Origin of the sequence: Pseudomonas protegens, from assembly GCF_013407925.2 — a bacterium.
In the GTDB taxonomy this organism is placed as follows: Bacteria; Pseudomonadota; Gammaproteobacteria; order Pseudomonadales; family Pseudomonadaceae; genus Aquipseudomonas; species Aquipseudomonas fluorescens_AP.
Genome location: NZ_CP060201.1, coordinates 2,543,647 through 2,570,091, shown reverse-complemented (window position 1 = coordinate 2,570,091; position 26,445 = coordinate 2,543,647). Strand labels below are relative to the sequence as shown.

At 64.7% G+C, this 26,445-nt stretch carries 19 protein-coding genes; 9 read left to right on the top strand and 10 right to left on the bottom strand.

From position 1 onward, the window contains the following. Positions 1-87: 87 nt before the first annotated feature. Positions 88-993: a cation diffusion facilitator family transporter gene (locus tag GGI48_RS11955; protein WP_016967868.1), complete on the top strand. Its 906-nt coding sequence runs from the start codon at positions 88-90 to the stop codon at positions 991-993. Between the two features lie 49 nt (positions 994-1,042). Here the strand turns inward: GGI48_RS11955 and GGI48_RS11950 are convergent, their stop codons facing one another. The 7 genes from GGI48_RS11950 to GGI48_RS11920 all read right to left on the bottom strand — a co-directional run bounded on the left by GGI48_RS11950 (position 1,043) and on the right by GGI48_RS11920 (position 6,346). After that, the gene (locus GGI48_RS11950) at positions 1,043-2,182 is read right to left on the bottom strand and encodes an AGE family epimerase/isomerase (protein WP_179598461.1); all 1,140 of its coding nucleotides are present in this window, start codon (positions 2,180-2,182) and stop codon (positions 1,043-1,045) included. 208 nt (positions 2,183-2,390) lie between these two features. Then, positions 2,391-2,963, bottom strand: a complete 573-nt coding sequence (locus tag GGI48_RS11945; protein WP_179598459.1) for a HupE/UreJ family protein — start codon at positions 2,961-2,963, stop codon at positions 2,391-2,393. A 37-nt stretch (positions 2,964-3,000) separates the two neighbouring features. After that, positions 3,001-3,615 carry an urease accessory protein UreG gene (ureG, locus tag GGI48_RS11940; RefSeq protein ID WP_103739548.1) on the bottom strand — a complete coding sequence of 205 codons (615 nt, stop codon included), beginning with the start codon at positions 3,613-3,615 and terminating at the stop codon, positions 3,001-3,003. A gap of 9 nt (positions 3,616-3,624) precedes the next feature. Next, positions 3,625-4,299, bottom strand: a complete 675-nt coding sequence (locus GGI48_RS11935; RefSeq protein WP_179598457.1) for an urease accessory protein UreF — start codon at positions 4,297-4,299, stop codon at positions 3,625-3,627. Next, complete coding sequence (gene ureE / locus GGI48_RS11930; protein ID WP_179598455.1) at positions 4,296-4,796, bottom strand: urease accessory protein UreE; 501 nt, start codon at positions 4,794-4,796, stop codon at positions 4,296-4,298. The genes GGI48_RS11935 and ureE overlap by 4 nt, the downstream gene beginning before the upstream one ends. Positions 4,797-5,078: 282 nt before the next feature. Then, a complete protein-coding gene (locus GGI48_RS11925; RefSeq protein ID WP_102862940.1) occupies positions 5,079-5,711 on the bottom strand; it encodes a TetR family transcriptional regulator in 633 nt (210 codons plus the stop codon). Between the two features lie 167 nt (positions 5,712-5,878). Continuing rightward, positions 5,879-6,346 (bottom strand): hypothetical protein, encoded by a 468-nt coding sequence (locus GGI48_RS11920; RefSeq protein ID WP_179598453.1) that lies wholly within the window; start codon positions 6,344-6,346, stop codon positions 5,879-5,881. A 385-nt stretch (positions 6,347-6,731) separates the two neighbouring features. Here GGI48_RS11920 and GGI48_RS11915 point away from each other — a divergent pair, with 385 nt between their 5' ends. Continuing rightward, positions 6,732-8,807, top strand: coding sequence for an AsmA family protein (locus GGI48_RS11915; RefSeq protein WP_179598451.1), 2,076 nt, complete (start codon positions 6,732-6,734; stop codon positions 8,805-8,807). A gap of 66 nt (positions 8,808-8,873) precedes the next feature. On the opposite strand, the gene GGI48_RS11910 is transcribed toward GGI48_RS11915, so the two are convergent. Together GGI48_RS11910 and GGI48_RS11905 are read right to left on the bottom strand one after the other, a co-directional pair. Then, entirely contained in the window at positions 8,874-9,404 is a 531-nt protein-coding gene (locus GGI48_RS11910) for a bacterioferritin (protein ID WP_016967852.1), read from the bottom strand. Between the two features lie 110 nt (positions 9,405-9,514). Then, positions 9,515-10,468 (bottom strand): LysR substrate-binding domain-containing protein, encoded by a 954-nt coding sequence (locus tag GGI48_RS11905; RefSeq protein WP_177435159.1) that lies wholly within the window; start codon positions 10,466-10,468, stop codon positions 9,515-9,517. A 125-nt stretch (positions 10,469-10,593) separates the two neighbouring features. Between GGI48_RS11905 and GGI48_RS11900 the strand changes: the two genes are divergently transcribed. From GGI48_RS11900 to GGI48_RS11890, 3 genes are all read left to right on the top strand, one after another. After that, a complete protein-coding gene (locus GGI48_RS11900) occupies positions 10,594-11,232 on the top strand; it encodes an FMN-dependent NADH-azoreductase (RefSeq protein WP_047301388.1) in 639 nt (212 codons plus the stop codon). A gap of 9 nt (positions 11,233-11,241) precedes the next feature. Continuing rightward, positions 11,242-11,547, top strand: coding sequence for a DMT family transporter (locus GGI48_RS11895; RefSeq protein WP_179598449.1), 306 nt, complete (start codon positions 11,242-11,244; stop codon positions 11,545-11,547). Between the two features lie 110 nt (positions 11,548-11,657). Continuing rightward, entirely contained in the window at positions 11,658-12,548 is an 891-nt protein-coding gene (locus GGI48_RS11890) for a triacylglycerol lipase (RefSeq protein WP_179598447.1), read from the top strand. Positions 12,549-12,551: 3 nt separating this feature from the next. On the opposite strand, the gene GGI48_RS11885 is transcribed toward GGI48_RS11890, so the two are convergent. Continuing rightward, positions 12,552-13,454 (bottom strand): DMT family transporter, encoded by a 903-nt coding sequence (locus GGI48_RS11885; RefSeq protein WP_179598445.1) that lies wholly within the window; start codon positions 13,452-13,454, stop codon positions 12,552-12,554. A 96-nt stretch (positions 13,455-13,550) separates the two neighbouring features. Here GGI48_RS11885 and GGI48_RS11880 point away from each other — a divergent pair, with 96 nt between their 5' ends. The 4 genes from GGI48_RS11880 (at position 13,551) to GGI48_RS11865 (ending at position 26,331) form a co-directional block, all read left to right on the top strand. Further along, positions 13,551-14,339, top strand: coding sequence for an AraC family transcriptional regulator (locus GGI48_RS11880; protein ID WP_016967842.1), 789 nt, complete (start codon positions 13,551-13,553; stop codon positions 14,337-14,339). Positions 14,340-14,410: 71 nt separating this feature from the next. Then, positions 14,411-14,710 (top strand): PsiF family protein, encoded by a 300-nt coding sequence (locus GGI48_RS11875; protein ID WP_047301399.1) that lies wholly within the window; start codon positions 14,411-14,413, stop codon positions 14,708-14,710. 246 nt (positions 14,711-14,956) lie between these two features. Next, positions 14,957-16,660, top strand: a complete 1,704-nt coding sequence (locus GGI48_RS11870; protein WP_179598443.1) for a ShlB/FhaC/HecB family hemolysin secretion/activation protein — start codon at positions 14,957-14,959, stop codon at positions 16,658-16,660. A gap of 35 nt (positions 16,661-16,695) precedes the next feature. Then, positions 16,696-26,331, top strand: coding sequence for a hemagglutinin repeat-containing protein (locus GGI48_RS11865; protein ID WP_179598441.1), 9,636 nt, complete (start codon positions 16,696-16,698; stop codon positions 26,329-26,331). Positions 26,332-26,445 lie beyond the last annotated feature (114 nt).

Genomic DNA, 26,445 nt, shown 5'->3' with positions numbered 1-26,445 from the left:
GTCAGCCCTGGCAAGGTAGAATTCCGCCCCGAAATTTCGCTGCCGCCTCACTGGAGGCGGTGTTTTTGAAGTTCGATAGGAGGAATCGTGAGTAACCGAGGTGAGCAGGTTCTGCTCAAACAATCGACCGTACTGATGTTCGCCGTGGCGATCGCCGGTATCGTCACGGGTTTTGTTTCTGGCGCCCAATCCATTTTGTTCGATGGTTTCTTTTCCCTGATCGCGACCTTCATCAAGGTCCTGATGCTGATCACCGCCCGGTTGATCGCCAAGGAAAGCAACCATCGTTTCCAGTTCGGCTTCTGGCATCTGGAGCCGATGGTGCTGCTGATCGAAGGCAGCTTCCTGCTGCTGATTGCCATCTATGCCTTCCTCAACGGTGTGTTCGGCATCATCAACGGTGGCCGAGAAGTCGAGTTGGGGCTGGTGATCTTTTATGCCGCCTTCTTCGCCGTGGCGGAGTTCGCCTACTTCTTCTATGTGCGCCGGCGTAACCGCACGCTCAAATCGTCGCTGATCCAGTTCGACAACATCAGCTGGCTGGTGGACGCCATGCTCTCGGTGGGGCTGCTGGTGAGCTTTGTCACGGCCCTGCTGCTCAAGCAGTACGGGCATGACCGCTGGGCGGTGTATGTCGACCCGGCGATCCTGATCCTGCTGGCCATCAGCATGTTGCCACCGGCCTTGAAGATCCTGCGGCCGGCGTTGCGGGATGTGCTGGGCATCGCTCCGGACCAGCTGGATGAGAAGGTGCGCAGCGTGATGGAGGAGGCCATGGTCGCCTATGGCTTCCAGGAATACATTTCCTACGTGCAGAAGCACGGCCGGGCGCGTTTCATCGAGATCCACATCGTGCTGCCGGCGGACTATCCGCTGCAGAACGTGGCGACGCTGGACCAGGTGCGCGAGGAGCTTTCCAGTCAGCTGGGCGAGGCCGATGCCGCGCGTTGGTTGACCATCAGCTTTACCGGGGATCGCAAGTGGATCGTCTGATCGGCGTTGCCTGCTGCGCGGGCACGCCCGTCCCTACAGGCGCAAGGCTTCAGGCGAAATAGTCCGCCAGCCCGCGATAGCAGGTGGCCAGGTGGTAAGGCGTGGTCGACGGCATGTCCCGCCGGCTGACCGCGCCCTGGCTGTCCAGGCATTCATTCCAGCCGCGGGCATGCAGGAAATGCGCGTGCAGCGCCTGGAGCTGGCGTAGCAGGGAGGCCTGGCTGTGCGGGCGCAAGGTCAGGGCGCGCAGGTACTCGGCCTGGGCCCAGATGCGCTGGGTGGCGTCCTTGACGCTGGCCTGGGGCGGCAGTTCGAGCATGGCGCAGACGGCGCCGCTGTCCGGCTCGACACCCAACTGCTCGGTGAAGGCGAACGCCCGCTCCAGCGACTGATGCAGCGCGCTGCCGCGCAGCAGGGGTGACGAGGCCAGGAGGAAATACCACTCGAACTGGTGTCCGGGCTCGAACCAGTTATCCACAGCCCCCAGCGGCTTTTCCATCATCACCCCGTGCTGCGGCTCGATGAAGTGCTGCTGCATGGCCTGGCACAGGGTCAGTAGCGCGTCTTGCACCGCCTGGTCGTCACGCACCGCCAGGGTGGCGAGGAAGGCTTCGGCCAGGTGCATCAGCGGATTCTGCAGCGGGCCGCCGCCCAGCGGCGACCAATCCTGATCGAGGCTGGCTTCATAGAGGCCGTCGCCCCGGGCAAAGCGCAGGGCCACTACTTCCAGGGCGGCATTGAGCACCGACTCCACCAGCGGCTCGCGGACCCGGGCCCAGTAGTGGGCGCAGGCGAAGAGGATAAAGGCGTGGGTGTAGAGATCCTTGCGCCGATCCAGCGGCGCGCCGTCGGCATCGATGCTGTAGAACCAGCCACCGTGCTCGGCATCGTGGAAGTGCCGCTGCAACGAGCGGAACAACGCGGCGGCCCGCTCCTGGGCAAAGGGCGCGGCGGCATCGCCGATCAATTGGGAGAACAGATACAACTGGCGGGCGCAGGCCATGGCCCGGTAGCGCTGCGGCGGCAGCGGCCGCTGCTCGGCATCCAGCGCCTCGAACGGCAGAGCCAGTTGCGGATTCCAGCCCGGGCCTTGCCACAGCGGCACTATCACCTGGTGGAAATGCTGCTGTACGGCGTTGAACAGCGCGTGCGATTCAGGCGAGGAGGCAGAGCGGGATACATCGGGCATTGGCTGGCGTCGTCACGGCAGGTTTGAGTGCGCGACATGTTATCAGAGAAGCCCCGCAAGGCGGCTTGCCAGCGAGCCTGTAGGAGCTGGCTTGCCAGCGAAGGCGGCCGAAAATTCACCTCAGCCTTGCGGGAGCCGGCTTGCCAGCGAACGAGGCCCGCAAGACCGCCTTCGCCGGCAAGCCGGCTTCTGCAGAAGAGGGCCGGGCTCAGCCCGCCAGCAACCACACGCCTGTGGCGGCCGAGGCCGCGCCGGCCACGCGCACCAGCGGCGCCGCCGCCTGCGGCAGTACCCGCACCACGGCATAACCGGCGGCATGCAGGGCCGCGGTGGCCGCGACAAAACCGGCGGCATAGGCCCAAGGGCTGGACATGTCCGGCAGCTCCAGGCCGTGGGCCACGCCGTGGAACAGGGCAAACAGCGCGGTGGCGGCAAGCGCCAGGCTCAGCGGCGGACGCACCGCCAGGGCCACGGCCAGGCCAAGGGCCAGTACCGACGCGGCAATGCCGCTTTCCAGGGCCGGCAGGTTCAGCCCTTCGAAGCCCAGCAGGCCGCCGATCAGCATGGTGCCGACAAAGGTGCAGGGCAGGGCCCAGCGCGCCGCGCCTTGCTGCTGGGCCGCCCACAGGCCGACCGCAAGCATGGCCAGCAAGTGATCGAGGCCGCCGATGGGGTGGCTGATGCCGGCCAGCAGGCCGTTGTCGCCGTGGCCTGGGTGAGCGAAGGCCAGGGCCGGGGTCAGCAGCAGCGCCAGGGCGCCGAAGAGTGATTTCAGGGTCATGAGTGGCTTCCTTGTTGAGCGTTTTTCAGGTTCGGTTTCAGGCCGCGGTCAGCAGGCCCTGGCGTTCGATGAAGGCGATGATGTCCTGCAGGCCCTGGCCGGTCTTCTGGTTGCTGAAGACGAACGGCTTGCCGCCGCGCATGCGCTGGGTGTCGCTGTTCATCATTTCCAGAGAGGCGCCCACCAGCGGCGCCAGGTCGATCTTGTTGATCACCAGCAGGTCGGACTTGCAGATCCCCGGGCCGCCCTTGCGCGGCAGCTTGTCGCCAGCGGAAACGTCGATCACGTAGATGGTCAGGTCCGACAGTTCAGGGCTGAAGGTGGCCGAGAGGTTGTCGCCGCCGGACTCCACCAGGATCAGGTCGAGCCCGGGGAAGCGCCGGTTCAACTGGTCCACCGCCTCCAGGTTGATCGAGGCGTCTTCGCGGATCGCGGTGTGCGGGCAGCCACCGGTTTCCACGCCGATGATCCGCTCCGGGGCCAGGGCCTCATTGCGCACCAGGAAGTCGGCGTCTTCGCGGGTGTAGATGTCGTTGGTCACCACCGCCAGGTTGTAGCGCTCGCGCAGGGCCAGGCACAGGGCCAGGGTCAGGGCGGTTTTGCCGGAGCCCACCGGGCCGCCGATGCCGACCCGCAGAGGTTGTGCGTTCATGAGTTTCTCCTAGGAACGAAACAGGCGGCTGTATTGGCGCTCGTGGGCCATGCTCGCCAGGGACAGGCCGAAAGCGGCGCTGCCAAGGTGGTTGGGGTCAATGTTCGCGGCCTGCCGTTGGGCCTGCTGCAACTGCGGCAGCAGCTCGCTGGTCAGGCGCTGGGCGGCCTGCTGGCCCAGGGGCAGGGTCTTCATCAGCACTGCCAGCTGGTTTTCCAGCCAGCTCCAGAGCCAGGCGGCCAGGGCATCGGCGGGGCTGATGTTCCAGGCGCGGGCGGCCAGGGCCCAGCCCAGGGCCAGGTGCGGTTCGTCCTGGCGCGCGAGCAGGTCCCGGGCGCCGCTGTCCAGCTCCGGCAGGCCTTCCAGCAATTGCTTGAGGGAATAGCCCATCTGCCGGCTTTCCTGATACAGCTCGCGGGTTTCGCGGCTGGCCCGGTGGGCTTCGCACAAGTGCTGCAAGCGCCGCCAGTCCTGGTCGGCGGCGGCTTGGCAGTGGGCCAGCAACAGCGGTGCTTCGAAGCGCGCCAGGTTGAGCAGCAGCTGGTCGCCGATCCAGCGGCGGGCGCTGTCCGGGTCATGCACGCGCTGCTGTTCCACGGCCATCTCCAGGCCCTGGGAATAGCTGTAGCCGCCAATCGGCAACTGCGGGCTGGCCAGGCGCAACAAGGCCCAGGCCGGGTTCATGGACGGACGCCGAACTGGTGCAGGCGCGGCGGGTAGTTGAAGTCTTCATCGCCGTGGCGCGAATGATGGTGGCCGCCGCCATAGGCGCCGTGCTCGGGCTGGAACGGCGCTTCGATGGTGTCGGTGCTGGCCCCCAGCTGTTCGAGCATGGCCTTGAGCACGTAGTCATCGAGCAGGCGCAGCCAGCCATCGCCCACTTGCAGGGCCACGTGGCGGTTGCCCAGGTGATAGGCGGCGCGGGTCAGTTCGAAGGCATTGCGGCAGGTGACGTGCAGCAGGGTTTCCGGGCGAGCGCAGACCTTGACGATGCGCCCGTCCTCGGCTTCCAGAAACTCGCCGTCGTGCAGCGGCGGCTGGCCTCGTTCGAGAAACAGGCCGACGTCCTCGCCCTCGGCACTGAAACAGCGCAGGCGGCTTTTGCTGCGAGCCTCATAGGTCAGGTGCAGCTCGGCGGACCAGGTGGCTTGGGGTTCGGTTCTGCGGTGGATCACCAGCATCGGAAAGCTTCCAGCTATGAGCGATACACAAGCCAGAGCAAGGGCCTTGCCAATCGCCCGGAGGAGAGGAAAACCCCTTTGCCGACACCGGAACTGCGCCTGAAAAAGGGGCAAAACCTTGTTTTATCTTGTTACAAAATGGCGCGCTGAGCTGATTTATAGCACTGAGTTGGTGCGCTGGAAATATTTTTGCTGCAATCCGGTGCCGGGCCGACGAGCAGGCGCAAACGCGCTACCCAGAGCGGGGTACGCTGATTGAAAGGGGGAGAGGGGCAGGCTGTATTACTCGGTGCTGCCCAGGCCTTGCCAGTGCTTCAGGCCGATGAAGATGAAGCGCAGTTGCTGGGTGATCTTCGCCTGCGGCGTCAGGTGTTCAGGCAGGGCCTGGGCCGGGGGATCGATGATGTCCGGCAGGGTGGCGAACACGCTTTTGACGATCAGGTCGGCCATGACGCTCAGGTCGGCGGCATTCAGATGCTGCAGCTTGGGCATCAGGGTCAGGTCGGCAGCCAGGTCCGAGCTGATGTTCTCGCGCAGGGTGGCGATGGCCTGGCGCACCGGCAGCGAGCCGCCGTATTGCTCACGGGCCAGAAACAGGAACTGCGCGCGCTTGGCTTCCACGACATCAAGGAAGATCCGCACCGAGGCGTCGATGATGCCGCCCATGACGAATTCGTTGTGACGCACCAGGCGGATGGTTTCGCGAAAGGTCTGGCCGACCTCGCTGACCAGTTCCAGGCCCAGTTGGTCCATGTCGCTGAAGTGCCGATAGAAGCCGGTGGGCACGATGCCGGCGGCTTTGGCCACTTCCCGCAGGCTCAGGCTGCCGAACCCACGACCACACTCCATCAGGTGCCGGGCGGCATCCATCAAGGCGTTGCGGGTCTGTTGCTTCTGTTCGGCGCGGGGCAGCATCGGCGGGGCGTTCTTTGCTCAATGGGAGCGGCGCACTCTAGCAAATCAACTTTGCCGGAGTCGAACCCGTGTCAGGCGAGGACGGGGTGGGCAAGGGTCAACAACCAGGCTCCATAAAAGCCAAAGCCCGATCCAGGGATCGGGCTTTTTTCAGGGCCAGCATGGCCTCAGCTCGCTGCTTGATGACGTTCAGCCAGGCGATCGGCACCGCCTTCGGCAACGGTCTGGCCTTGAGGCGTGCGGTTGTAGCCGTCTTCCACCAGGCCTTTCTCTTCCAGGCGATCACGGCCGCCTTCAGCTACGTTTTGACCTTGTGGGGTGCGATCGTAGCCATCTTCAGCGACGCTCTGACCTTGTGGAGTACGGTCGTAACCATCTTCGGCAACGGTCTGGCCTTGAGGGGTGCGATCATAGCCGTCTTCGGCAACGCTCTGGCCTTGTGGAGTGCGCTCGTAACCGTCGGCAGCGACTTTGTTGCGTTCGATCAGGCGATCCGAACCGCCTTCAGCCAGGGTTTGATTGAACACGCTGTGGCTGGCCTTGACCTGCGGAGTGGCTTGTTCGGCGGCAGGCAGGGCGAAGGCGTTGGCGGCTAGGATGGACAGGGTCAGGCTCAGTAAAATGTGGCGTTTCATGATGTGTGGCTCCTTGGCAGGGCGATAAATTGGGTACGGAGCTAATGTTACCGCCGCTAATTCGATATAAAAGTTCATAACCACAATGGTAATAATCAACGAAATTGATTGTTTGCCTGCAAGGCTCTAGCCCGGGCCTTTGCGCCGATGGCGTTTGCACCGCAGTGGGTATTTTCGACTCACTCATGCTTCGCAACAGGGCAGGGCGAGGTAACACCGGGTTGTCCGAGTGGTCAGGAAATCGGCTTTTTTTCGCCTGAACCGGCGCCCGGATTAAACCTGTGTGGGCTTTATCAGTCGTAGTTTTCATGGCCGGGGATTCTCCACCGGCATTTCACCGATGCGTCGTGATTTGGCGCTCAGCTGTCTTCAGGAGCCTCGTGCAATGACGCGCACCCGTAAAATTCTCGCCTGGACCCTCTCCGGTCTGATCCTGCTACTGGCCGTGCTGGTACTGGTGATTGCCTTCTTCGATTGGAACCGGATCAAGCCCACCCTCAACGCCAAGGTGTCCGAGGAGTTGCATCGGCCCTTCGCGATCAATGGCGACTTGTCGGTGGCCTGGCAGCGCGAGCCCGACGAGGGTGGCTGGCGCGCCTGGGTGCCCTGGCCTCACGTAGTGGCCCAGGACCTGACCCTGGGCAATCCGGACTGGTCCAAGGCGCCGCAGATGGTCAGCCTCAAGCGGGTCGAGCTGCGCATCTCGCCCCTGGCCCTGCTGCTGCGGCGGGTCAGCATTCCGCGTATCGATCTCACCGAGCCCGACGCCGCCCTGCAGCGGCTGGCGGACGGTCGCGCCAACTGGACCTTCAAGTTCGACCCGAAGGACCCTGACGCCGAGCCCTCCAGCTGGACGCTGGATATCGGCGCCATCGGTTTCGACAAGGGCCACGTGACCCTGGATGACCAGACCCTGAACACCCAGCTCGACCTGCAAGTGGAGTTGCTCGGCAAGCCCATCCCCTTCAGCGACATCGTCGGCGAAAGCGAAGCGCAGAAAGTCGCCGAGAAAGGCGCTCAAGCCCAGGCCTATGCCTTCGCGCTCAAGGTCAAGGGCCAGTACCACGGGCAGAAGCTCGCCGGCACCGGCAAGATCGGCGGGCTGTTGGCCCTGCAGAACGGCCGCCAGCCGTTTCCGTTACAGGCCCAGGCGCAGATCGGCGACACCAAGGTGGAGCTGCGGGGCAGCCTCACCGACCCGCTGAACCTCGGTGCCCTGGACCTGCGCCTGAAACTGGCGGGCAGCAGCCTGGGCAACCTCTACCCGCTGACCGGCGTGACCCTGCCGGACTCGCCGCCCTATGCCACCGATGGCCGCCTGACCGCCAAGCTGCGCGACCCAGCGGGCGCGACCTTCAGCTACCAGGATTTCAACGGCAAGATCGGCGACAGCGACATCCACGGCAACCTGACCTACGTCGCCAGCCAGCCGCGACCCAAGCTCAGCGGTGCGCTGGTTTCCAACCAGTTGCTGATGAGCGACCTGGCGCCGCTGATCGGTGCCGACTCCAACGCCAAGCAGAAGGCCCGGGGCGGCGAGAGCAAGCAGCCGGCGGACAAGGTGCTGCCGGTGGAAGAGTTTCGTACCGAGCGCTGGCGCGATATGGATGCCGATGTGGAGTTCACCGGCAAGCGCATCGTCCACAGCGCGGATCTGCCGTTCACCGATCTCTATACCCACCTGGTGCTCAATGACGGCCAGTTGAGCCTGGAGCCCCTGCGCTTCGGCGTGGCCGGCGGCAAGCTGGATGCCCAGGTGCGCCTCAACGGGCAGGCCACGCCGCTGGAAGGCCGGGCCAGGCTGACCGCGCGCAACTTCAAGCTCAAGCAGCTGTTCCCGGGGTTCGAACCGATGAAGACCAGCTTCGGCGAGCTCAATGGCGATGCCGACATCGCCGGGCGCGGCAACTCGGTGGCGGCCTTGCTGGGTAGCGCCAACGGTGACCTGAAGATGCTGATCAACGACGGCGCCATCAGCCGCAGCCTGATGGAAATCGCCGGACTCAACGTCGGCAACTATGTGGTCGGCAAGATGTTTGGCGACAAGGAAGTGAAGATCAATTGCGCCGCCGCCGACTTCGGCATCAAGAGTGGCCTGGCGACCTCGCGACTGTTCGTCTTCGACACCGAGAACGCCATCATCTACATCGATGGCACCGCCAACATGGCCAGCGAGCAACTGGACCTGACCATCACCCCGGAATCCAAGGGGCTGCGCCTGTTCTCCCTGCGGTCACCGCTGTATGTGCAGGGCAAGTTCAGCAAGCCCAGCGCCGGGGTCAAGGCGGTGCCGCTGGTGCTGCGCGGGGCCGGGATGGTGGCGCTGGGGGTGATCGCCGGGCCGGCGGCGGGGCTGCTGGCGCTGGTGGCGCCCAGCGGCGACGAACCCAATCAGTGCGCGCCGTTGCTGCAGCAGATGCGCTCGGGCAAGGCTCCGGTGACGGTGAAGCCGGGCAAGTAAGCGCCAGGGGAACTTCGCGGGCGAGCCCGCGCCTGCGGTAGGCAGGAGCGGGCTTGGGGGAGGGCGCTACAGGTCGTTGAGGATGTCGGCCATGTCGTCGGCGTGTTCTTCTTCCTGGGCCAGGATCTCTTCGAACAGGCGGCGGGTGGTCGGGTCCTTGTCGCCGATGTACTGGATGATCTCGCGGTAGCTGTCGATGGCGATCCGTTCGGCCACCAGGTCCTCGTAGACCATTTCCTTCAGGGTGTTACCGGCCACGTACTGGGCGTGGGAGTGCTTGGACAGCAGGTCCGGATTGAATTCCGGTTCGCCGCCGAGCTGGACGATGCGCTCCGCCAGCTTGTCGGCGTGCTCGGCTTCCTGGGTCGCGTGTTCGAGAAACTCGTCGGCCGCCACGCTGGCCTTGAGGCCGTTGGCCATGAAGTAGTGGCGCTTGTAGCGCAGGACGCACACCAGCTCGGTGGCCAGCGACGCGTTGAGCAGGCGCAGCACCTCCTCGCGGTCGGCGTTGTAGCCTTCGGTCACGGCGCCGTTTTCCACGTGTTGGCGGGCCCGCTGCCGCAGGCTTTGCACATCAGATAAATGCTTGTCGCTCATGTCGATCTCCTGGGGGCTAATCCGTTTGGCGTCAGGCTCTGCCGACCTGATCGCTACAGGGGTGTGAGTCCCGGACGCGGCAAAAAGTTTTATCCGATAGGCCGGCTCCTTCAGTCCGCGCTGTTTGACCGGCCTGGGGCGCCGCCGCGCGCCAGGGGCGGATGCCCGTCCAGCAGCGATTCCTCTTGCAGCCACTGGAGGAAGGCCTTCACCGGCGGATGGCGTTCACGGCCCGGCACGCACAGGGCGCTGTAGCCGGCACCGTCCACCTGGACCTGCGGGCGATAGGGTTGCAGCAGGCCGCTCGCCACGCTCTGGGACACCAGGATATTGCTCGCCAGCACCAGGCCCTGGCCGGCAATCGCGGCTTGCAGGGCGTATTGCTCTTCGTCGTAGGAGCGGATCAGCGCCGGGTCGTCGAGCCACGGTTCTCCGGCCAGGGTGCACCAGGCCTGCCAGCCGTCGGCGTAAAGCCGTGAGTTGCGCCAATGCACGCTGATCAACGGCGGTCGCTGCTGGTGCGCGAGGGCCACTTGCTGGGGCGCGCCATAGACCGCGAAACGCTCATCGAACAGGCACAGGCCGTGGAGGTCCGGGTAGTCATCCTGGCTATAGCGGATCGCCACATCGATGCTGGCGTCCTGCTGCAGGTCCACCACTTCGCAACGGGTGTCCAGGCGCAGGCTGATGCGCGGGTGCCGGGTGTAAAACCGTCCCAGCCGCGGCACCAGCCACAGGGCGGCAAAGGCCGCGGTGGTGGAAACCGTCAACTGCGCAGCGCTGGGGCTGGGGCGCAGGCTATCGACACTCTGGGTCACGTCCAGCAGGGCGCCATGCAGGCTGTGGAACAACCGTTCGCCGGACTCGGTCAGGCGTACCTGGCGTGGCAGGCGCTGGAACAGGGGCACTCCCAGCCAGTGCTCCAGGCTGCGGATCTGGTGGGACACCGCGGTGGGCGTCACCGACAGGTCCTCGGCGGCGGCCTTGAAACTCAGCAGGCGCGCGGCGGATTCGAAGGTGCGCAGGGCGGTGAGGGGCAGATGGGCGAACATGTTTGGCTCCATGGATGAGCTGGATTCATCTGAGAGAACTTTTACTCATTTGTTGCGAAAACCCGGGGCTTCTAGATTTATCGCGCAATTCAAGGCCGCGCAAGGCCGTTGCAATCAATCCCCAGGAGAGCATCGAGATGAGTTCAGTTCTTGTCATTCACGGCAGTCCACGGGGCGAGCGTTCCCATAGCCGGCGTTTGGCCGAAGCGTTTCTTCAGGCCTGGCAAGGGGCCAACCCCCAGGGCAGGCTCACGCGCCGGGAAGTCGGGCGGGGTTCTCTGCCCCACGTCAGTGAGGCCTTTATCGCCGCGGCGTTTTATCCACAGCCCGAGGCGCGGCCGCTGTCGATGCAGGCCGACCTGGCGTTGAGCGACGAGCTGGTCGGCGAGTTGCTGGAGCATCCGCGCCTGGTGATCTCGGCGCCCATGTACAACTTCAGCGTGCCCAGTGGGATCAAGGCCTGGGTCGATCACATCGTGCGCCTGGGGCTGACCTTCAACACCCTGCTGGACAACGGCGTGGCCCAGTACCAGCCCTTGGTGCAGGGCAAGAAGGTGTTGATCGTCACCAGTCGTGGCGGTGGCGGCTTCGGTCCCGGGGGCGAGCATGAAGCGCTGAACCACGCCGACCGCTGGTTGCGCACGGCCCTGGGATTCATCGGTATCGAGGAGGTGACGGTGGTCGCGGCAGAAGGCGAGGAGTCGCTGCCCGAGCGTTTCCAACAGTCCTGTGCCGAGGCGCAGCAGCGTCTGCTGGCCCTGGCGCGCACGTTCTGAGGTGGCGCCATGGCCTGGATATGCCTGCTGCTGGCGGCGGCCTTTGAAGTCACGTTCGCCATGGGCATGAAGTATGCCGAAGGCTTTACTCGGCCCTGGCCATCGCTGCTGACGGTGGTCGCGGCGGTGGGTGGCATCTACTTTCTGACCCTGGCCATGCGCGAGTTGCCGGTCAGCGTGGCCTACCCGATCTGGACCGCCATCGGTTCCCTGGGCACGGTGCTGCTGGGGTTCGTGCTGCTGGGGGAAAGCCTGACGCCGGTCAAGCTGCTGTCGGTAGGGCTGATCGTGGCCGGGGTGGTGGGGTTGAAGTAGGCGAGGCTGTCATGCTGTTGTCGTCAAACCGTCACGGGGACTGACGATGCCCTTGGTTATGGTCTAGCTTTCAGCCTGGGCCAGCCCGGCCCACCTCAAGGATGCCTTGCATGCCCCAAACGCTTGCCACGCGTTACCCCCTGGTGCTGGTTCCCGGCATGCTCGGTTTTGTCCGCCTGCTGCTGTACCCCTACTGGTACGGGATCATCCCGGCCCTGCGACGGGGCGGGGCCCGGGTCTATGCAGTGCAAGTGTCGCCGCTCAACTCCAGCGAGGTGCGCGGCGAACAGCTGCTGGCCCAGGTCCAGCGGATCATGGCCGAGACCGGCGCTGCCCGGGTCAACCTGATCGGCCACAGCCAGGGCGCGCTGACCGCCCGCTACGCGGCGGCCAAACGCCCGGACTGGATTGCCTCGGTGACTTCGGTGGCGGGCCCCAACCACGGCTCCGAACTGGCGGATTACCTGGCGCGGCATTCCCCGGCCCACAGCTTCAAGGGGCGGATTCTGAGTGCCATATTGCGTGGGATCGCAGCCCTGATGACGCTGCTGGAAACCGGCTATCGCGGGCCGAAACTGCCGGTGGATATCCACGCCTCGCACCAGTCGCTGACCACCGAGGGCGTGGCCCTGTTCAACCGCCAATACCCCCAGGGGTTGCCGACGAGCTGGGGCGGCCAGGGGCCGGAACAGGTCGACGGCGTGCGCTACTACTCCTGGTCCGGCACCTTGCAGCCGGGCAAGACCAATCGCGGACGCAACCTGTTCGACGGCACCAGCCGCAGCTGCCGCCTGTTCGCCCGGACCTTCGTCCGCGAGGCCGGCCAGTGCGACGGCATGGTGGGGCGCTACAGCTCCCATCTGGGGCAGGTCATCGGCGACGATTACCCCCTGGATCACTTCGATATCGTCAACCAGTCCCTGGGCCTGGTGGGCAAGGGCGCGGAGCCGATCCGCCTGTTCGTCGAACATGCCCAGCGCCTCAAGGCCGCCGGCCTCTGACCTTCAGCCTTGACCCGGAGCCGGCTTGCCGGCGAACGGCCGCAGCACGGTGGTCCAGCGCTCCGACAGGACCACCCCGGCCAAGGTCAGCACGCCACCCACCAGATGGAACCAGGCCAGCTGTTCATGCAGCACCACCGCGGCGATCAGCGCGGTGATCAACGGCAGCAGGTTGAAGAACAGCGTGGTCCGGCTCGGCCCCAGGCGCACCACCGCCTGCATCCAGGCCAGGGGCGCGAGCATCGAGGCCAGCAGGCAGGCATAGAGCACCAGGGGAATGTTCTGCAGGGTCGGCCCGATCTTCGGTGAGGCCAGGAACAACGGCAGCAGCACCACCACCGCCACCAGTATTTGCAGATACAGCAGCACCAACGGCGGCAGGCGCAGCTGCCATTTCTTCAGCAGGGTGCTGTAGACCGCATAGGCCAGGGTGGCCACCAGCATCATCGCGTCCCCCAGGTTGACCCCGTGCTGCAGCAGCGCGCTCAGGCTGCCGGAGGACACCACCACCAGCACCCCGGCAAACGACAGCACCGCGCCCACCAGGGCCCCGGCGCTCAAGCGCTGGCCCAGGGCGGCGATGGCCATGGCCAGGGACATCAAGGGCATCAGCGACAGGATGATGCCCATGTTGGTGGCCGAGGTCAGGCTGGCGGCGAAGTAGGCCAGGCTCTGATACACCGCCATGCCCAGCACGCCGAGCACGGCGATGCGCCACAGGTTGGGGCGGATCAACGACCAGTGGCCGATCACCGGCTTGAGCATGAAGGGGGTGAACAGCAGGCCGGCCAGCAACCAGCGATAGAAGCCGATCTCCGCAGGGAAGATCGCGCCCACGGCGAGTTTGTTGACCACGGTATTGCCGGCCCAGATAAAGATGGCCAGCAGGGGATAAGCGTATTGCATGCAAACAACCAGGGAATGTGTGAGGGCCGATTATCCGCCTGTCCGGATCAATGCCTATACTGCGAACCGGACAACCCGCCCCGACATCCGGACAGCATGAGCAAAAAACACATCGACCTTCTGGATTTCCACGGCCTGCCGGCGCCGGTGTATTTCCGCTATGCCGATTTCGCCGCCCACAGCCACGCCCTGGAACACCGTCATCCCTGGGGCTGCCTGGAGTATTCGGCCCACGGCGTGATGCACATGGAGATCGCCGGGCAACGTTTCATGTCGCCGCCGCAATACGCGGTCTGGGTGCCGCCGCAGACGCCCCACAGCTTCTACACCTCGCAGCCGATCAACTACCGGGCGGTGCTGCTGGCGCCGGAACTGTGCACAGAGCTGCCACGGCAGGGCAGCACCCTGGCCATCAGCGAGATTCTCAAGGCGATCCTCAAGGACTTCGCCGCCCGGGACGTGCAGATCCCCGAGGGCGAGGCCGACCAGCGCCTGGCCCAGGTGGCGCTGGACCAACTGCGCCAGGCCCCGGTGCACACCTGTTACCTGCCTTACCCCAGCAGCCCCGAGCTGCTGCGGGTGCTCCAGGCGCTGCAGGCCGAGCCGGGCAACCATCTGCCCCTGGCGCACTGGGCGCGGCAGGCCCATGTCAGCGAACGGACCTTGGCCCGGCAGTTCGTGCGCGAGCTGGGCATGAGCTTTGGCGAATGGCGCCAGCGCCAGCGCTTCCTGGCCTCCATCGAGGCCCTGGACAGCTCGCGCAGCATCCAGGAAATCGCCTTCGACATGGGCTACAGCAGCGCCTCGGCGTTTATCGCGATGTTCCAGCGCCAGGCCGGCTGCACCCCCGAGCAATACCGCCGGGCCGGCCTGCAGAACGGATGAAGGTGTAACAGGCTTTGTCTACACTGCGCAGGAGGCCGTGCCCGTCGGCGCGGTGACAAGGAGAAAACTCCATGAAGATGTTGCGTATTCCGTTGTTGATGGTGGGCCTGCTGCTGTGCTCCCAGGGGTTTGCCGCCACCGCCCAGCAGAACAAGATGACCAGCTGTAACGCCGAAGCCACCGCCAAGAGCCTCAAGGGCGACGAGCGCAAGGCCTTCATGAGCACCTGCCTCAAGGCCGCCCCGGCCGCTGCCGCGACCCCTTCCACGCCTCAGGAAAGAATGAAGACCTGCAACGCCGACGCCACCGCCAAGGCCCTCAAGGGCGATGCGCGCAAGGCGTTCATGAGTGATTGTCTGAAGAAGAAATAGGCCTGAGTCGGCGGGCCAAGGTATCGAATCTGTGACCGAACCTTGGCTTGCATCGGCTATTCTGGATTTTGTGGATCATGTAACTCATTATTTTTCAATGAGATAAATCCTATTTTTACCGTTCGTCGCTTTTTTATTATGTAATTTTTTTTACATTTACACTTTATCCCCTTCGAAAACAGGTGCCGGGATGCACCTCGCGTACGTTCGGCTTGCCGGTGTGCGTGATTTCAGGGAATGAAAGGCATGTCGCGTTTTGGCTTGTTCAGGCCTGTAGTAGCGTTTTGTGCTTTATCCGCGTCATTGGCCCTCGGCGCCGCGCCGTTGCAGACGCCGGGTGATCGTGACTTGATCCGTGATCGCCAACAGCAGTTGCTGCAAGAGCAGCAGAAGCGTCTCGACGAACTCCAGCAACTCCCCGGCAAGACCTTGCCCACCGAGCCTGCCCCGCAACCGGGGGAGCAGCGCTGCTTTACCATCAGGACCGTGACGCTCAAGGGTGCCGACCACCTGAGCGCCGCCGACCGCGAACGCCTGGTGGCGCCCTATCGCGATCAGTGCCTGTCGGTGGCGCAGATCAACACCCTGCTCAAGGCCATCACCCACCACTACCTGCAGCAGGGCTATGTCACCACCCGTGCCTACCTGCCGGCCCAGGAACTGGCCGCAGGGGAGCTGACCATCGTGGTGGTCGAAGGCCGCCTGGAAAGCCTGGACAGCTCGGCCCTGGCCAGCTCCCGGGAACTGGCCATGAGCTTTCCCGGCACCACCGGCGAGGTGCTCAATCTGCGGGAACTGGAGCAACTGGTGGACCAGTTGAGCCGCCTGCCTTCGCGCCAGGTCGAACTGGAGCTGGCCCCGGGGGAGAAACTGGGCGACAGCCGCGTCGGCCTCAAGGGCCAGCGCCTGAAACCCTGGCGGGTGACGGCCACCCGCAACAACGGCGGCGACAAGAGCACCGGTGAACAGCAGGCCGGCCTCGGCCTGGACTGGGACAGCCCCCTGGGCCTGGCGGACCAGCTCAGCCTGCGGGCCAACCAGGATACGGTCAGCGACCGCTGGCGCCATTCCGACAATCAGAGCCTGTACTACAGCCTGCCCTGGGGCTGGTGGACCGTCAGTTATTCCTACAGCCAGAGCTACTACCGCACCCGCAATGACAGCACCGGCTTCAACTTCGCCATGGATGGTGACAGCACCAACCAGCAGTTGCGTGCCGAACGGGTACTGCACCGCGACAACCTGAGCAAGACCGGCATGAGCCTGGGCCTGAGCCAGCTGCGCACACGCAACTACATCGACGACAACCTGATCGATGTCTCCAGTAACCGCATCACCGAAAGCCAGCTGGGTTTCAACCACGGGCGGCGCATCGGCAATGCCCTGGTCAACGCCGATATCGGCTGGCAGCAGGGCATCGGTGCCCTCGACGCCCAGGGCCGCGGCAATCCCCATGGCAGTGAGCCCGTGGCCCGTTACAACAGATACAGCCTGACCCTCAGCTACCTGCAGCCCTTTCGGCTGTGGGACGAGAACTTCAGCTTCGACAGCCTGGCCACTGGCCAGCGCAGTGAGGATGTGCTCTTCAGCCCGCAGCGTATCAGCCTCGGCGGGCTCAATTCGGTGCGCGGCTTCCAGGACCAGACCCTGTCCGGCAACAGCGGCGGTTATTGGCGTAACCAGCTGCGCTGGCGCCGCGCGGTGACCTGGCCGGCGCTGCAACCCTTTGTTCAGGAGTACGGCATGGCCTTTGCCTATGACGTCGGGGTGATCAAGGCCGATCGCTACAACCATGACGCCAAGGGGCGCATGAGCGGCAATGCCCTGGAATTCAATGCCCGCGGCCAGTACCTGGCTGCATCCGTCAGCTTCGCGCGCTCCCTGGAGCGGCCGGCAATTATCGAGAGGCGAGAGCACCCGGTGTACTTCCGGGTCGACCTGTTCTTCTGACTCGCCCGCCACGTTATTGAATGGATGATTCGCACATGGACGTACGCAAGCCTTTTGCCCAATGCATTGCCCTGTCGCTGTCGGGGATCCTGTTTCTCAACCCGATTGTCAGTGTGGCCGCCGGGCTGACTCTGGACCCGGCCGCTGGCGGTAACGCCACCATTGGTGCGGCGGGCAACGGCGTACCCATCGTCAATATCAACGCCGCCAATGGCGCCGGCTTGTCCCACAACAAGTTCAGCGAATACAACGTCGGCAGCAACGGGCTGATCCTCAACAACGCCACCGGTTCGACCCAGAACACCCAACTGGGCGGCTACATCATCGGCAACCCCAATCTCAAAGGGCAGGCGGCCCAGGTCATTCTCAACGAAGTCACCGGCAGCAATCGCAGCAAGCTGGCGGGCTACACCGAGGTCGCCGGACAGTCGGCCCGGGTGATCGTCGCCAACCCCCATGGCATCACCTGTAACGGTTGCGGCTTCATCAACACTCCGCGGGCCACCTTGACTACGGGCAAACCGGTGATCGAAGGGCAGAAGCTCGATCGCTTCCAGGTCGACGGCGGCGACATCAGCATCGAAGGCGCCGGCCTCAATGCCAGCAACATCGATCAGTTCGACCTGATCACCCGCAGTACCAAGCTCAATGCCGACCTGTACGCCAAGAAGCTCAACGTGATCACCGGGCGCAACGACGTCAAGGCCGACGACCTGAGCGTCACCGCCCGGGACGCCGATGCCAGTGCCAAGCCGGAACTGGCCATCGACAGCTCGGCCCTGGGCGGCATGTACGCCGGGGCCATCCGTCTGGTGGGCACGGAGAAGGGCGTGGGCGTGAACATGTCGGGGGAGATGGCGGCCAGCACCGGTGACATCCAGATCGATGCCAACGGCAAGGTCACGGTAGCCGGCATGGGCGCCAACCAGGCGATCGCGATCAAGGCCCAGAGCATCGACCTAAAGGGCAAGGCCTATGCCGGGACCGAAGCGACCCTGCAGGCCAAGGAGCAGATCGAGGTGGACACCAGTCTGGCGGCCCGGGATCAGGTGCGGGTAGTGGACGCCGGGCAACTGGTCAACCACGGCATCATCGAGGCCGGGGTCAACAGCGACAACAGCCGCAACGATCAAGGCGTGGTCAAGCTGAACGCCGACAACCTGGAGAACCGCGGCGATGTGCTGGCCAGTCGCTCTCTGCAACTGACCGCGCGGCAGACCCTGAGCAACCAGAACGGCGTGATCCAGGGGCCCAAGGTCGAGGTCAAGGCTGCACGCCTGGTCAACCAGGGCGGGCAGGCCCGCGTGCTGGCGAACAATGAGCTGGTGCTCACCACCCCGGCCATCGCCAACCTGGGCGGCCTGATCCGCTTTGGCGACCGGCAGGCCGCAACCCTTACTCTCGACAGCCTGAACAACAACGGCGGGCGCCTGGAAGTAGCGGGTGTCGACCTGACCCTCAACGCCCGTGAGATCAGTAACCAGAAGGGCTCGATGATTGCCGACAAGGTTGCGATCAGCGCCGAGCGCCTGGACAACCAGCAGGGCCTGATCGGTGCCAGCCAGGGCAGCGCCACGTTCAAGGTCAGCGAGCAGTTGAACAACAATGGCGGCCGGCTTCAGGCCCAGACCCTGCTGGAAACCCAGGGCGGGGAGCTGCTCAACCAGGGCGGCAAGTTGCTGGCCGACCAGATCAAGCTGACCGGCAAGCGCCTGGACAACAGTCAGAAGGGCCTGATCAGCGCCGAGAAGGGCGCACTGCAAGTGAGCCTCGATCAGGACCTGGTCAATGCCGATGGCAAGCTGCAGGCCACTTCGCTGCTGAACCTCAAGGCCGGCAGCGTGGACAACCGCGGCGGTACCCTGATCGCCCCGCAACTGACCCTCAACAGCGGCGGCAAGCTCGGCAACCAGGGCGGCACCCTCACCGCCGACGAACTGGAGCTGCATACCGCGGACATCGACAACCAGGGCGGCCTGCTGCAAGGCAAGAACAACCTGCTGCTGGACGCCCGGGACCTGGCGAACAACCAGGGCCAGGTCATCGGCAACGTGCTGAGCGCCAACCTCGACAGCCTCAGCCAGAACCAGGCCGGTGTGTTGAGCGCCGAGAGCGGCAAGCTCACGCTGACGGTCAAGCAGCACCTGAACAACGCCCTGGGCCACCTGCAGGCCAAGACGGGCGACGTGCAGATCGTCTCGGGCAGCCTGAACAACCAGGGCGGTGTGGTGGTGGGCAATCAGTTGCTGCTGACCAACACCGGCCTGCTGGATAACCGTGGCGGGCAATTGGCCGGTGATCGGCTGACCGTCAGCACCCAGCGTCTGGACAACCAGGCGTCGGGCCTGCTGGCGGCCGGCAGCGATGGCCTGCAGTTGACCTTGACGGCTGACGGCGCGGCACCGGGGCAACTGCTCAACAGCCAGGGCCGCCTGCAAAGCGATGGACATTTGCAGATCAACGGTGGGCAGTTGAACAACAGCGGCGGCGTGCTGCTGGGCCGCAGCGTCGGGATCGATGCCGCCGGCCTCGACAACAGCGCCAAGGGCGCGGTGGTGGCCAGCCAGGGGGCGCTGGATCTGAAGCTCAACCACGGCGCACTGAACAACAACGCCGGGGTCATCGACGCCGGTGAACAGGCGCTGCGGGTGACACAGGGCGGGCAATTGGACAACCAAGGCGGCACCCTCAAGGGCAAGCGCCTGGAGATCGAGGGTGCAGCCCTGGATAACCGCCAGGGACAACTGCTGGCCGGCAGTGATGGTTTGAACCTGGTGGCCGGCGGCCTGAACAACGCCCAAGGGATGATCCTGGCCAAGGACAGCCACGGTGAAGTGGCGCTGGGCCAAGGGACCCTGGATAACCGCGGTGGCACCCTTCAGGGCGCGACTCTGGGGATCACCGCAGGGGCTGTGGATAACAGTGCCCTGAATGGCAAGGCCGGGTTGATCAGCAGCCAGGGCGGAGCGCTCAAGCTGGTGGTGGACCGCCTGACCAACCAGGCCGGTAAGCTTTACGCCAATGGCCTGCTCAGCAGCACCGGGCAGACTCTGGACAACCGCTTTGGCGGTGAAGTCAGTGCCCAGCAGTTGGACCTGAACGTCGCGGCCAACCTCTACAACCAGGGCGGGCTGGTGGAGGCGGGCAACTCACTGCTGCTGGTGGGCGGCAACCTGGACAACAGCGCCGGGGGCCGGGTACGGGCGCTGGCTGGCGAGCAAAGCCGGATTACCCTGGGCGGCGTGCTGAACAACCAGGGCGGCACCCTGGCCCTGGGCTCCAGCGCGTTTGCCTTGAATGCCGGACAGCTGAACAACATCGGCGGCAGCATCGAGCACGCCGGCAGCGGCTTGTTTAAGCTGGACCTGGGGGCGCTGTCCGGCTTCCAGGGGCGGATCACCGGCCTGGGCCATGGCGACTGGGATGTGGCTGCGGTGGATCGCAGCGGTCTGATGCAACTCAACGGTACGTTGGACCTGAGCACCGGGGGCGACCTCAACCTGAATGCCGGCGACCGCATCGCCAGCGCCAGCGGCCTGCGAGTGGGCGCGGCGACCCTGAACAACGCCGGGGAGCTGGCCAGTGACGGCTACCTGACCCTGGACCTGGGGGGCAACCTGAACAACAGCGGCCTGCTGTCGTCCCGGGGCAAGCTCACGGTGGGGGCCGGCAACCTCAGCCAGTACGGCGGCCGTATCGCCAGCGGCGGCGACACCGAACTGAACCTGCGCGGTACCCTGGACAACCTGGGTCGCCTGATCGCCAGCCAGAATCTCTATGTGTCCGCGGCGCAGATCAACAACCGCGGCACCCTCGGGGCCCTGGGGCAGATGCAACTGCGCTCCGGCAACGGCATCGCCACCTCGGCCGACACCCTGATCTACAGCGGTGGCGACATGCTGCTGCGGGGCAACAGCCTGAGCAACAGCTATGGCGACATCTACAGCACCGGCAACCTCAGCTTCACCGCCCTCGACGGTGGTCGTGCGGCCCTGCTCAGCAACCGCTCCGGGACCATCGAAAGCGAGGGCGACATGAACCTCAACGTGGCGTTGCTGCAAAACGCCATGGACAAGTACCAGGTCGGCGAAACCATCACCCAGCGCAACATCGTGATCAATTGCACCGACTGCTCCGGCGATCACCACACCGCCACTTACATCGTTAACACCACCTATGAAGGCACCATGGGCGAGCACTCCGCCGGTGCCCGCCTGGTGTCCAACCGTGACCTGATCATTAATGCCGACACGGTGGAGAACGACCAGAGCCTGATCGCCGCCAACCGCGATGTTTCCATTACGGCCAACAACCTCTACAACCGCGGCCTGACCCTGGACAAGCGGGTCGAGAGCATCAGCTACTTCCTGCATGGGGTTTCCCAGGGCGCGTTCCGCGCCGCGGAGCGGGCGACCCTCGCCTGGAACGCTGCCAACGCCAATCGCGCGCCGGGCCAGCAGGACCCGTTGCCGACCGTGGTGACCCAGTACCCGATCTACGAACCCGCCAGCCACACGGTGATCACTCCGGGCACCCAGACTGCCTACGCTTCCACCTTGCAGGCCGGCCAGCGCCTGCACCTGCAGGTCAGCGGCACTATCGAGAACGGCGTGCAGACCGAACAGAGCCGCGCCCAGCTCACCGGGCAGACGCTACAGAACAACCTGGCCCAGGTGGGCGGCCAGGTGATTACAGTCAACGCGCAAAGCTCCGCCGCTGCCAATCAGGTGGCCAAGGATGTGCAGCGCATCGAAAAGGTCGCCGCCGACGGCACGACCCAGGTCAGCTTCGTGCCGGTGGACTTCTCCGGCGTACCGTTCGCTGCCGTGGACCCGACTTCTCTGTCGAGTTTCCGCGTACCCCAGGGCGAGTATGGCCTGTTCGTCAAGAGCCAGAATCCCCAGGGCCGCTACCTGATCGAGACCAACCCGACCTTCACCGACTTGTCTCGTTTCATGAGTTCGGACTACATGCTCGGCCACCTCAACTACAACGCCGACCAGACCTGGCGCCGCCTGGGCGACGGCCTGTATGAAACCCGCTTGATCCGCGATGCGGTGCTGGCCCAGACCGGGCAGCGCTTCCTCGCGGCGGGGCTGACCAGTGATTACGACCAGTATCGCTATCTGATGGACAACGCCATCGCTTCCAAGGACCAGTTGCAGCTTAGCGTCGGCGTGTCCCTGACCCCGGCCCAGGTGGCCTCGCTGACCCATGACATCGTGTGGATGGAAACCCGCGAAGTGCAGGGCGAAAAAGTACTGGTGCCGGTGCTGTACCTGGCCCAGGCGGAAACCCGCAACCTGCGCGGCGGCAGCCTGGTGCAGGGGCGCGACATGACCCTGATCGCCGGTGGCGACCTGAGCAACGTCGGCACCCTGCGGGCCAGCAACGACCTGAGCGTGAATGCCGGCGGCAGCCTGTACCAGGGTGGCCTAATCGAAGCCAACGAGCGGGTCAGCCTGATGGCCCAGGACAGCGTGCGCAACGCCCTGGCCGGGGAAATCCGCGGCAACCAGGTCAGCGTCACCTCGATCAAGGGCGACATCATCAACGACCGCACGGCGGTGGCCGTGGGCTATGGTTCGGGCAGCCGCACCATCCTCGACCAGGGCAGCCAGATCACCGCGCGCCAGCAACTGGACCTCAGCGCCGGCCGCGACCTGACCAACCTCGGCCAGCTGGCCAGCGCCGGGGATGCCAAGCTCAGCGCCGGTCGTGATATCGATTTACTGGCAGTGCAGGACCATACCTTCACCCAGAGCGCGATCCGTCGCGGTCTGGTGACCCACGACACGGTGCAGACCCTGGGCTCCAGCGTGAGCACCGGTGGCAACCTGCAACTCAATGCCGGGCGCGACCTGGCGGTGGTCGCGAGCAAGGTCGACGCAGGCCATGACCTGTCCCTCAATGCCAAGCGCGATGTGGTCATCGCTTCGGCCCAGGACGAGCAGTCCTCGACCTTCAGCCAGAAGAAAAAAGGCTCCTGGGGCAAGAGCAAGACAACACAGAGCGCCGATTCCTCGACCAGCAACGTGGCATCCGAAATCAGCGCCGGGCACGACCTGATGGTCAACGTCAGCCAAGACAAGGATGGACGCATCAGCCTCAACGGCGGGCGCGACGTCACCGTGATCGGCAGCCAGCTTAAGGCCGGCAACGACCTGCTGGTGGGCGCCACCCGGGATGTCAGCCTGGTTTCGGCCCAGGAGCAGCAGGACAGCTCCTACAGCCAGAAGAAGAGCGGCAGCTTCGGCCTGAGCAAGAGCGGCAACAGCCGCACCTCCAGCAGCACCACCCAGGTGGGCAGCGAGTTGAGTGCCGGCAACGACGCGGTGGTGATCGCCGGGACCAACGTCAACCTTTCGGCCAGTTCCATCGAAGCCAAGCGCGATGCCGAAGTACGTGCCGGGCTGATCGACAAGAACGGTGACATCAACCTGATGGACGCGGCCAACACCTCCAGCAGCCAGAGCGAGAAGTACAAGAGCAAGGTGGGGCTTTCCAGTTCCGGCAGCTTCACTTCGATTGCCTCGGCGAAGAAGTCGGGGCAGGAAAACACCCAGTCCCAGAGCGTCGGCAGTGTGGTCAGCGGTGGGCGTGACACCACCCTGCAAGCATCCCGCGACGTCAACATGATCGGCAGCACGGCGGCGGCCGAGCGCAACCTCACGGTGGGGGCGGGCCGCGACATCAACGTTCTGGCCGGCAGCAACAGCTCGGACCAGAGCAACTGGAAATCCGAGAAACACGTCGGGCTGTCCCTGGAAAGCGATCGCAACGGCGTCACCGCGTTCCTGGGCAGCGAAGGCCTCAAGCAGAAGTCGCGCAATGCCGAGCAGACCGTAGCGCCGAGCCAGTTGCTGGCCGGGCAGGATGCAACCATCAAGGCCGGGCGTGACCTGACCCTGGAAGGCTCGCGCGTGGATGCCGGGCGCGATATCAACTTGCAGGCCGGGCGCGACATCAGCATCGACGCGGGCAAGGAAACCTCGATCCAGGAACGCAGCAAGAGCCGTGATCGCAATGGCCTGACAGTCAACGTCAGCCACAACTACGGCAACACCATGGATGCCCTCAAGGGCACCGGCAAAGGCGAGGACAACACCAGCAAGGCCTCCAGCGTGTTGAGCACCGTGGATGCGATCAACCAGTTCACCTCGGGCCCGACCACCGCGACCCACTTCGGTACGGCCAGCCAGTCCAGCAGTTCGCGCCAGGAAGTGCATGGCAGCAGCCCAACCAGCCTCGGGGCCGGTCGGGACATCAGTGCGGTGGCAGGCAACGACATCAACATTCGCGGTGGCCAGTTCGATGCCGGGCGCGACATCACCCTGGTGGGGCGTGACATCAATGTGGACGTGGCCCGCGGATCGATCTCCGAAGAGAGCAAGACCGCCCGCAGCCAGGGTGGCATCAACGGCCAGAGCGGCGGCGGCAGTGCCCGTGCCGGTATCGGTGGCAGCAACGGTGTGGCCAACGAGCAGATGCACCAGGGCACCAACACCCCGTCGGTGTTCCTGGCCGGGCGCGATGTCAGCCTTGAGGCGCGCAACAACCTGACCCTGATCGGGACCCAGGTCCATGCCGGTCGCGATATCGACCTGGGGGCCGGCAATGACCTGACCATCCGTGCAGCGCAGAACGATTCCAGCAGCGAGTCCAGCCGTCACAGCGGCGGTGGCGAAGTGGGCCTGGCAGTGGGCGGCAAGGACTTCATCTCGGTCTATGCCAGTGTCGACATGGGCAAGGGCCAGTTGGACCGGGACAACCAGCGGCAACAGAACGCCAATCTGGTGGCCGGCGACCAGCTGCGTTTCAGCAGCGGCAAGGACACCACCATTGCCGGCGCCACCCTGCGTGGTGGCGAAGTCATCGGCCGGGTGGGCGGCGACCTGACCGTGTCCTCGGTGCCGGACACCGGCAAGGTCAGCGGCAAGGAGCTGGATGCTAGCGTCACCGTGAGCATCGGCCTGGGCGGCGGTGGCAGCGTCAGCGGTTCCCTGGGCGTGGGCAAGACCACTGGCAATACCAACTGGATCCAGGAGCAGACCAGCATCACCGGCAAGAACGGCGTGGACATCCGCACCGAGAAGCACACCCAGCTCGATGGCGCGCTGGTCGCCGCCGACAACGGCAATCTCAAGCTGGACACCGGCACCCTGGGCTTCCGTGATATCTCCGGCCAGGACAAGGAGCACAGCTACTACGTCAACGCGGGTGGCACCTTTGGTTGGGGCGGCGGTGACGGCGCCAAGGCCACCGGTGGCAAGGACGTGGCCTTCACCACCGACAACAGCCAGGAAGGCAAGGGCAAGACCGGCGCCTCGGGCTGGAGCGTCAGTGGCTATGACTACCGCAAGGAGCGTGAGCAGGAAGTGCGCGCCACGGTGGGCGCGGGCACCATCACCGTGCGCAACGACGCCAAGACTGGCGCCGACTCCACGGCGGGCCTGAACCGTGATCCGTCACGGGCCTACGAGATCACCAAGGACAATGAAAAGCGTACCGACCTGTATGTGTCCCAATCGTCCCTGGAGGCGGTGGGCCATCCGGTGCAGACCCTCAATCAATGGGCCCAGGGGCTCAAGGACTATGGCAAGAATGCGTCGGCGGCTTTTTCCCAATACGGTGATCTGACCAAGGCGGCGGACAAGGCACTGGCAGACAACCCGGCACTGGCACCCCTGGCCTGGATACCGGGGTTCTTGCAGAAAGCCATGGACGAGTCGGCCTACTTCACCGGCGGAGTGATGCCGGGCGTCATCAGCCATGGCGGCGTCATCACCCAGGTCCCGGCGCTGCTGACGGGGGACATGAGCTTCTATCATGTGACGATGCAGTACAAAAAGGACAAAGATGGCCATGTCTTCATCGACCCGAAAACCGGCAAGCCGGTTATGGATGTGGATGCGACACGCGACAGCCTGAAGACCCTGCTGACACCTGACGGTAACGGCGCGGTGTTCACCAACGGGATTCAGAACTCGCTGGATGCGGCGCTGGTCAATGGCGGCATGCAGACCGGCCAGGACCAGTTCATGCAGGCCTATAACCCGGAACACGGCCTGCTGGGAGACCTGGTGGAGTCGCTGTGGGATGTGATGCTGGGCGGTGCCGTGCGTTCGGGGAACGCGCGGCAGCTCAGCGACTTCCTCGGCGCCGGTATAGATCAGGGCAACAAGCTGGATGTCTTCGGGCACAGCCAGGGCGGCTTGCTGACGTACCGGGCCATTGCCGGGCTCAATTTCAATGTCAATGGCAATGCGGGCAGCATCCAGCTGTCGGGCGCGCCCGTCGGCTCGACGGACTTCTTCGCGGCAGCCAAGAATGCCGGGTTCGATATCAGTGAAGGGGCGTTCTTCCAGGTCAACCGGTCGACTTCGAGCATGCTTTTCAATACGTTGCCGGTGACCGATACAGTGTCCGACTTGCTGGGGCTGAATGCGTGGCACTCGTCCGATACGGTTACCCGATTCTTCGGGGCCGCGGCCACTACAGGCAAGTTGTTGGGCGCGGACAGTCCTCACTCCAACTACCTGTGTGTGGCCAAGGATATCTGCGGCGGGGCTAACAGCGGGCTGCAAGAGACCTTCAAGAAGACCGACAAGTACATCATCCCGACCTTGATCGATCAGTATGGCAACGACAAATTGCTGGGTTCGCAATGAAATTAGCACTGATAGCGCTGATGGTACTGATCTGTGGGTTGCTGCCGGGATGTGGTGGGCCCCCTCTGGTCTACGAAAATGAACGCTTGGACAGCCGGATGCTGTGCACGGAAG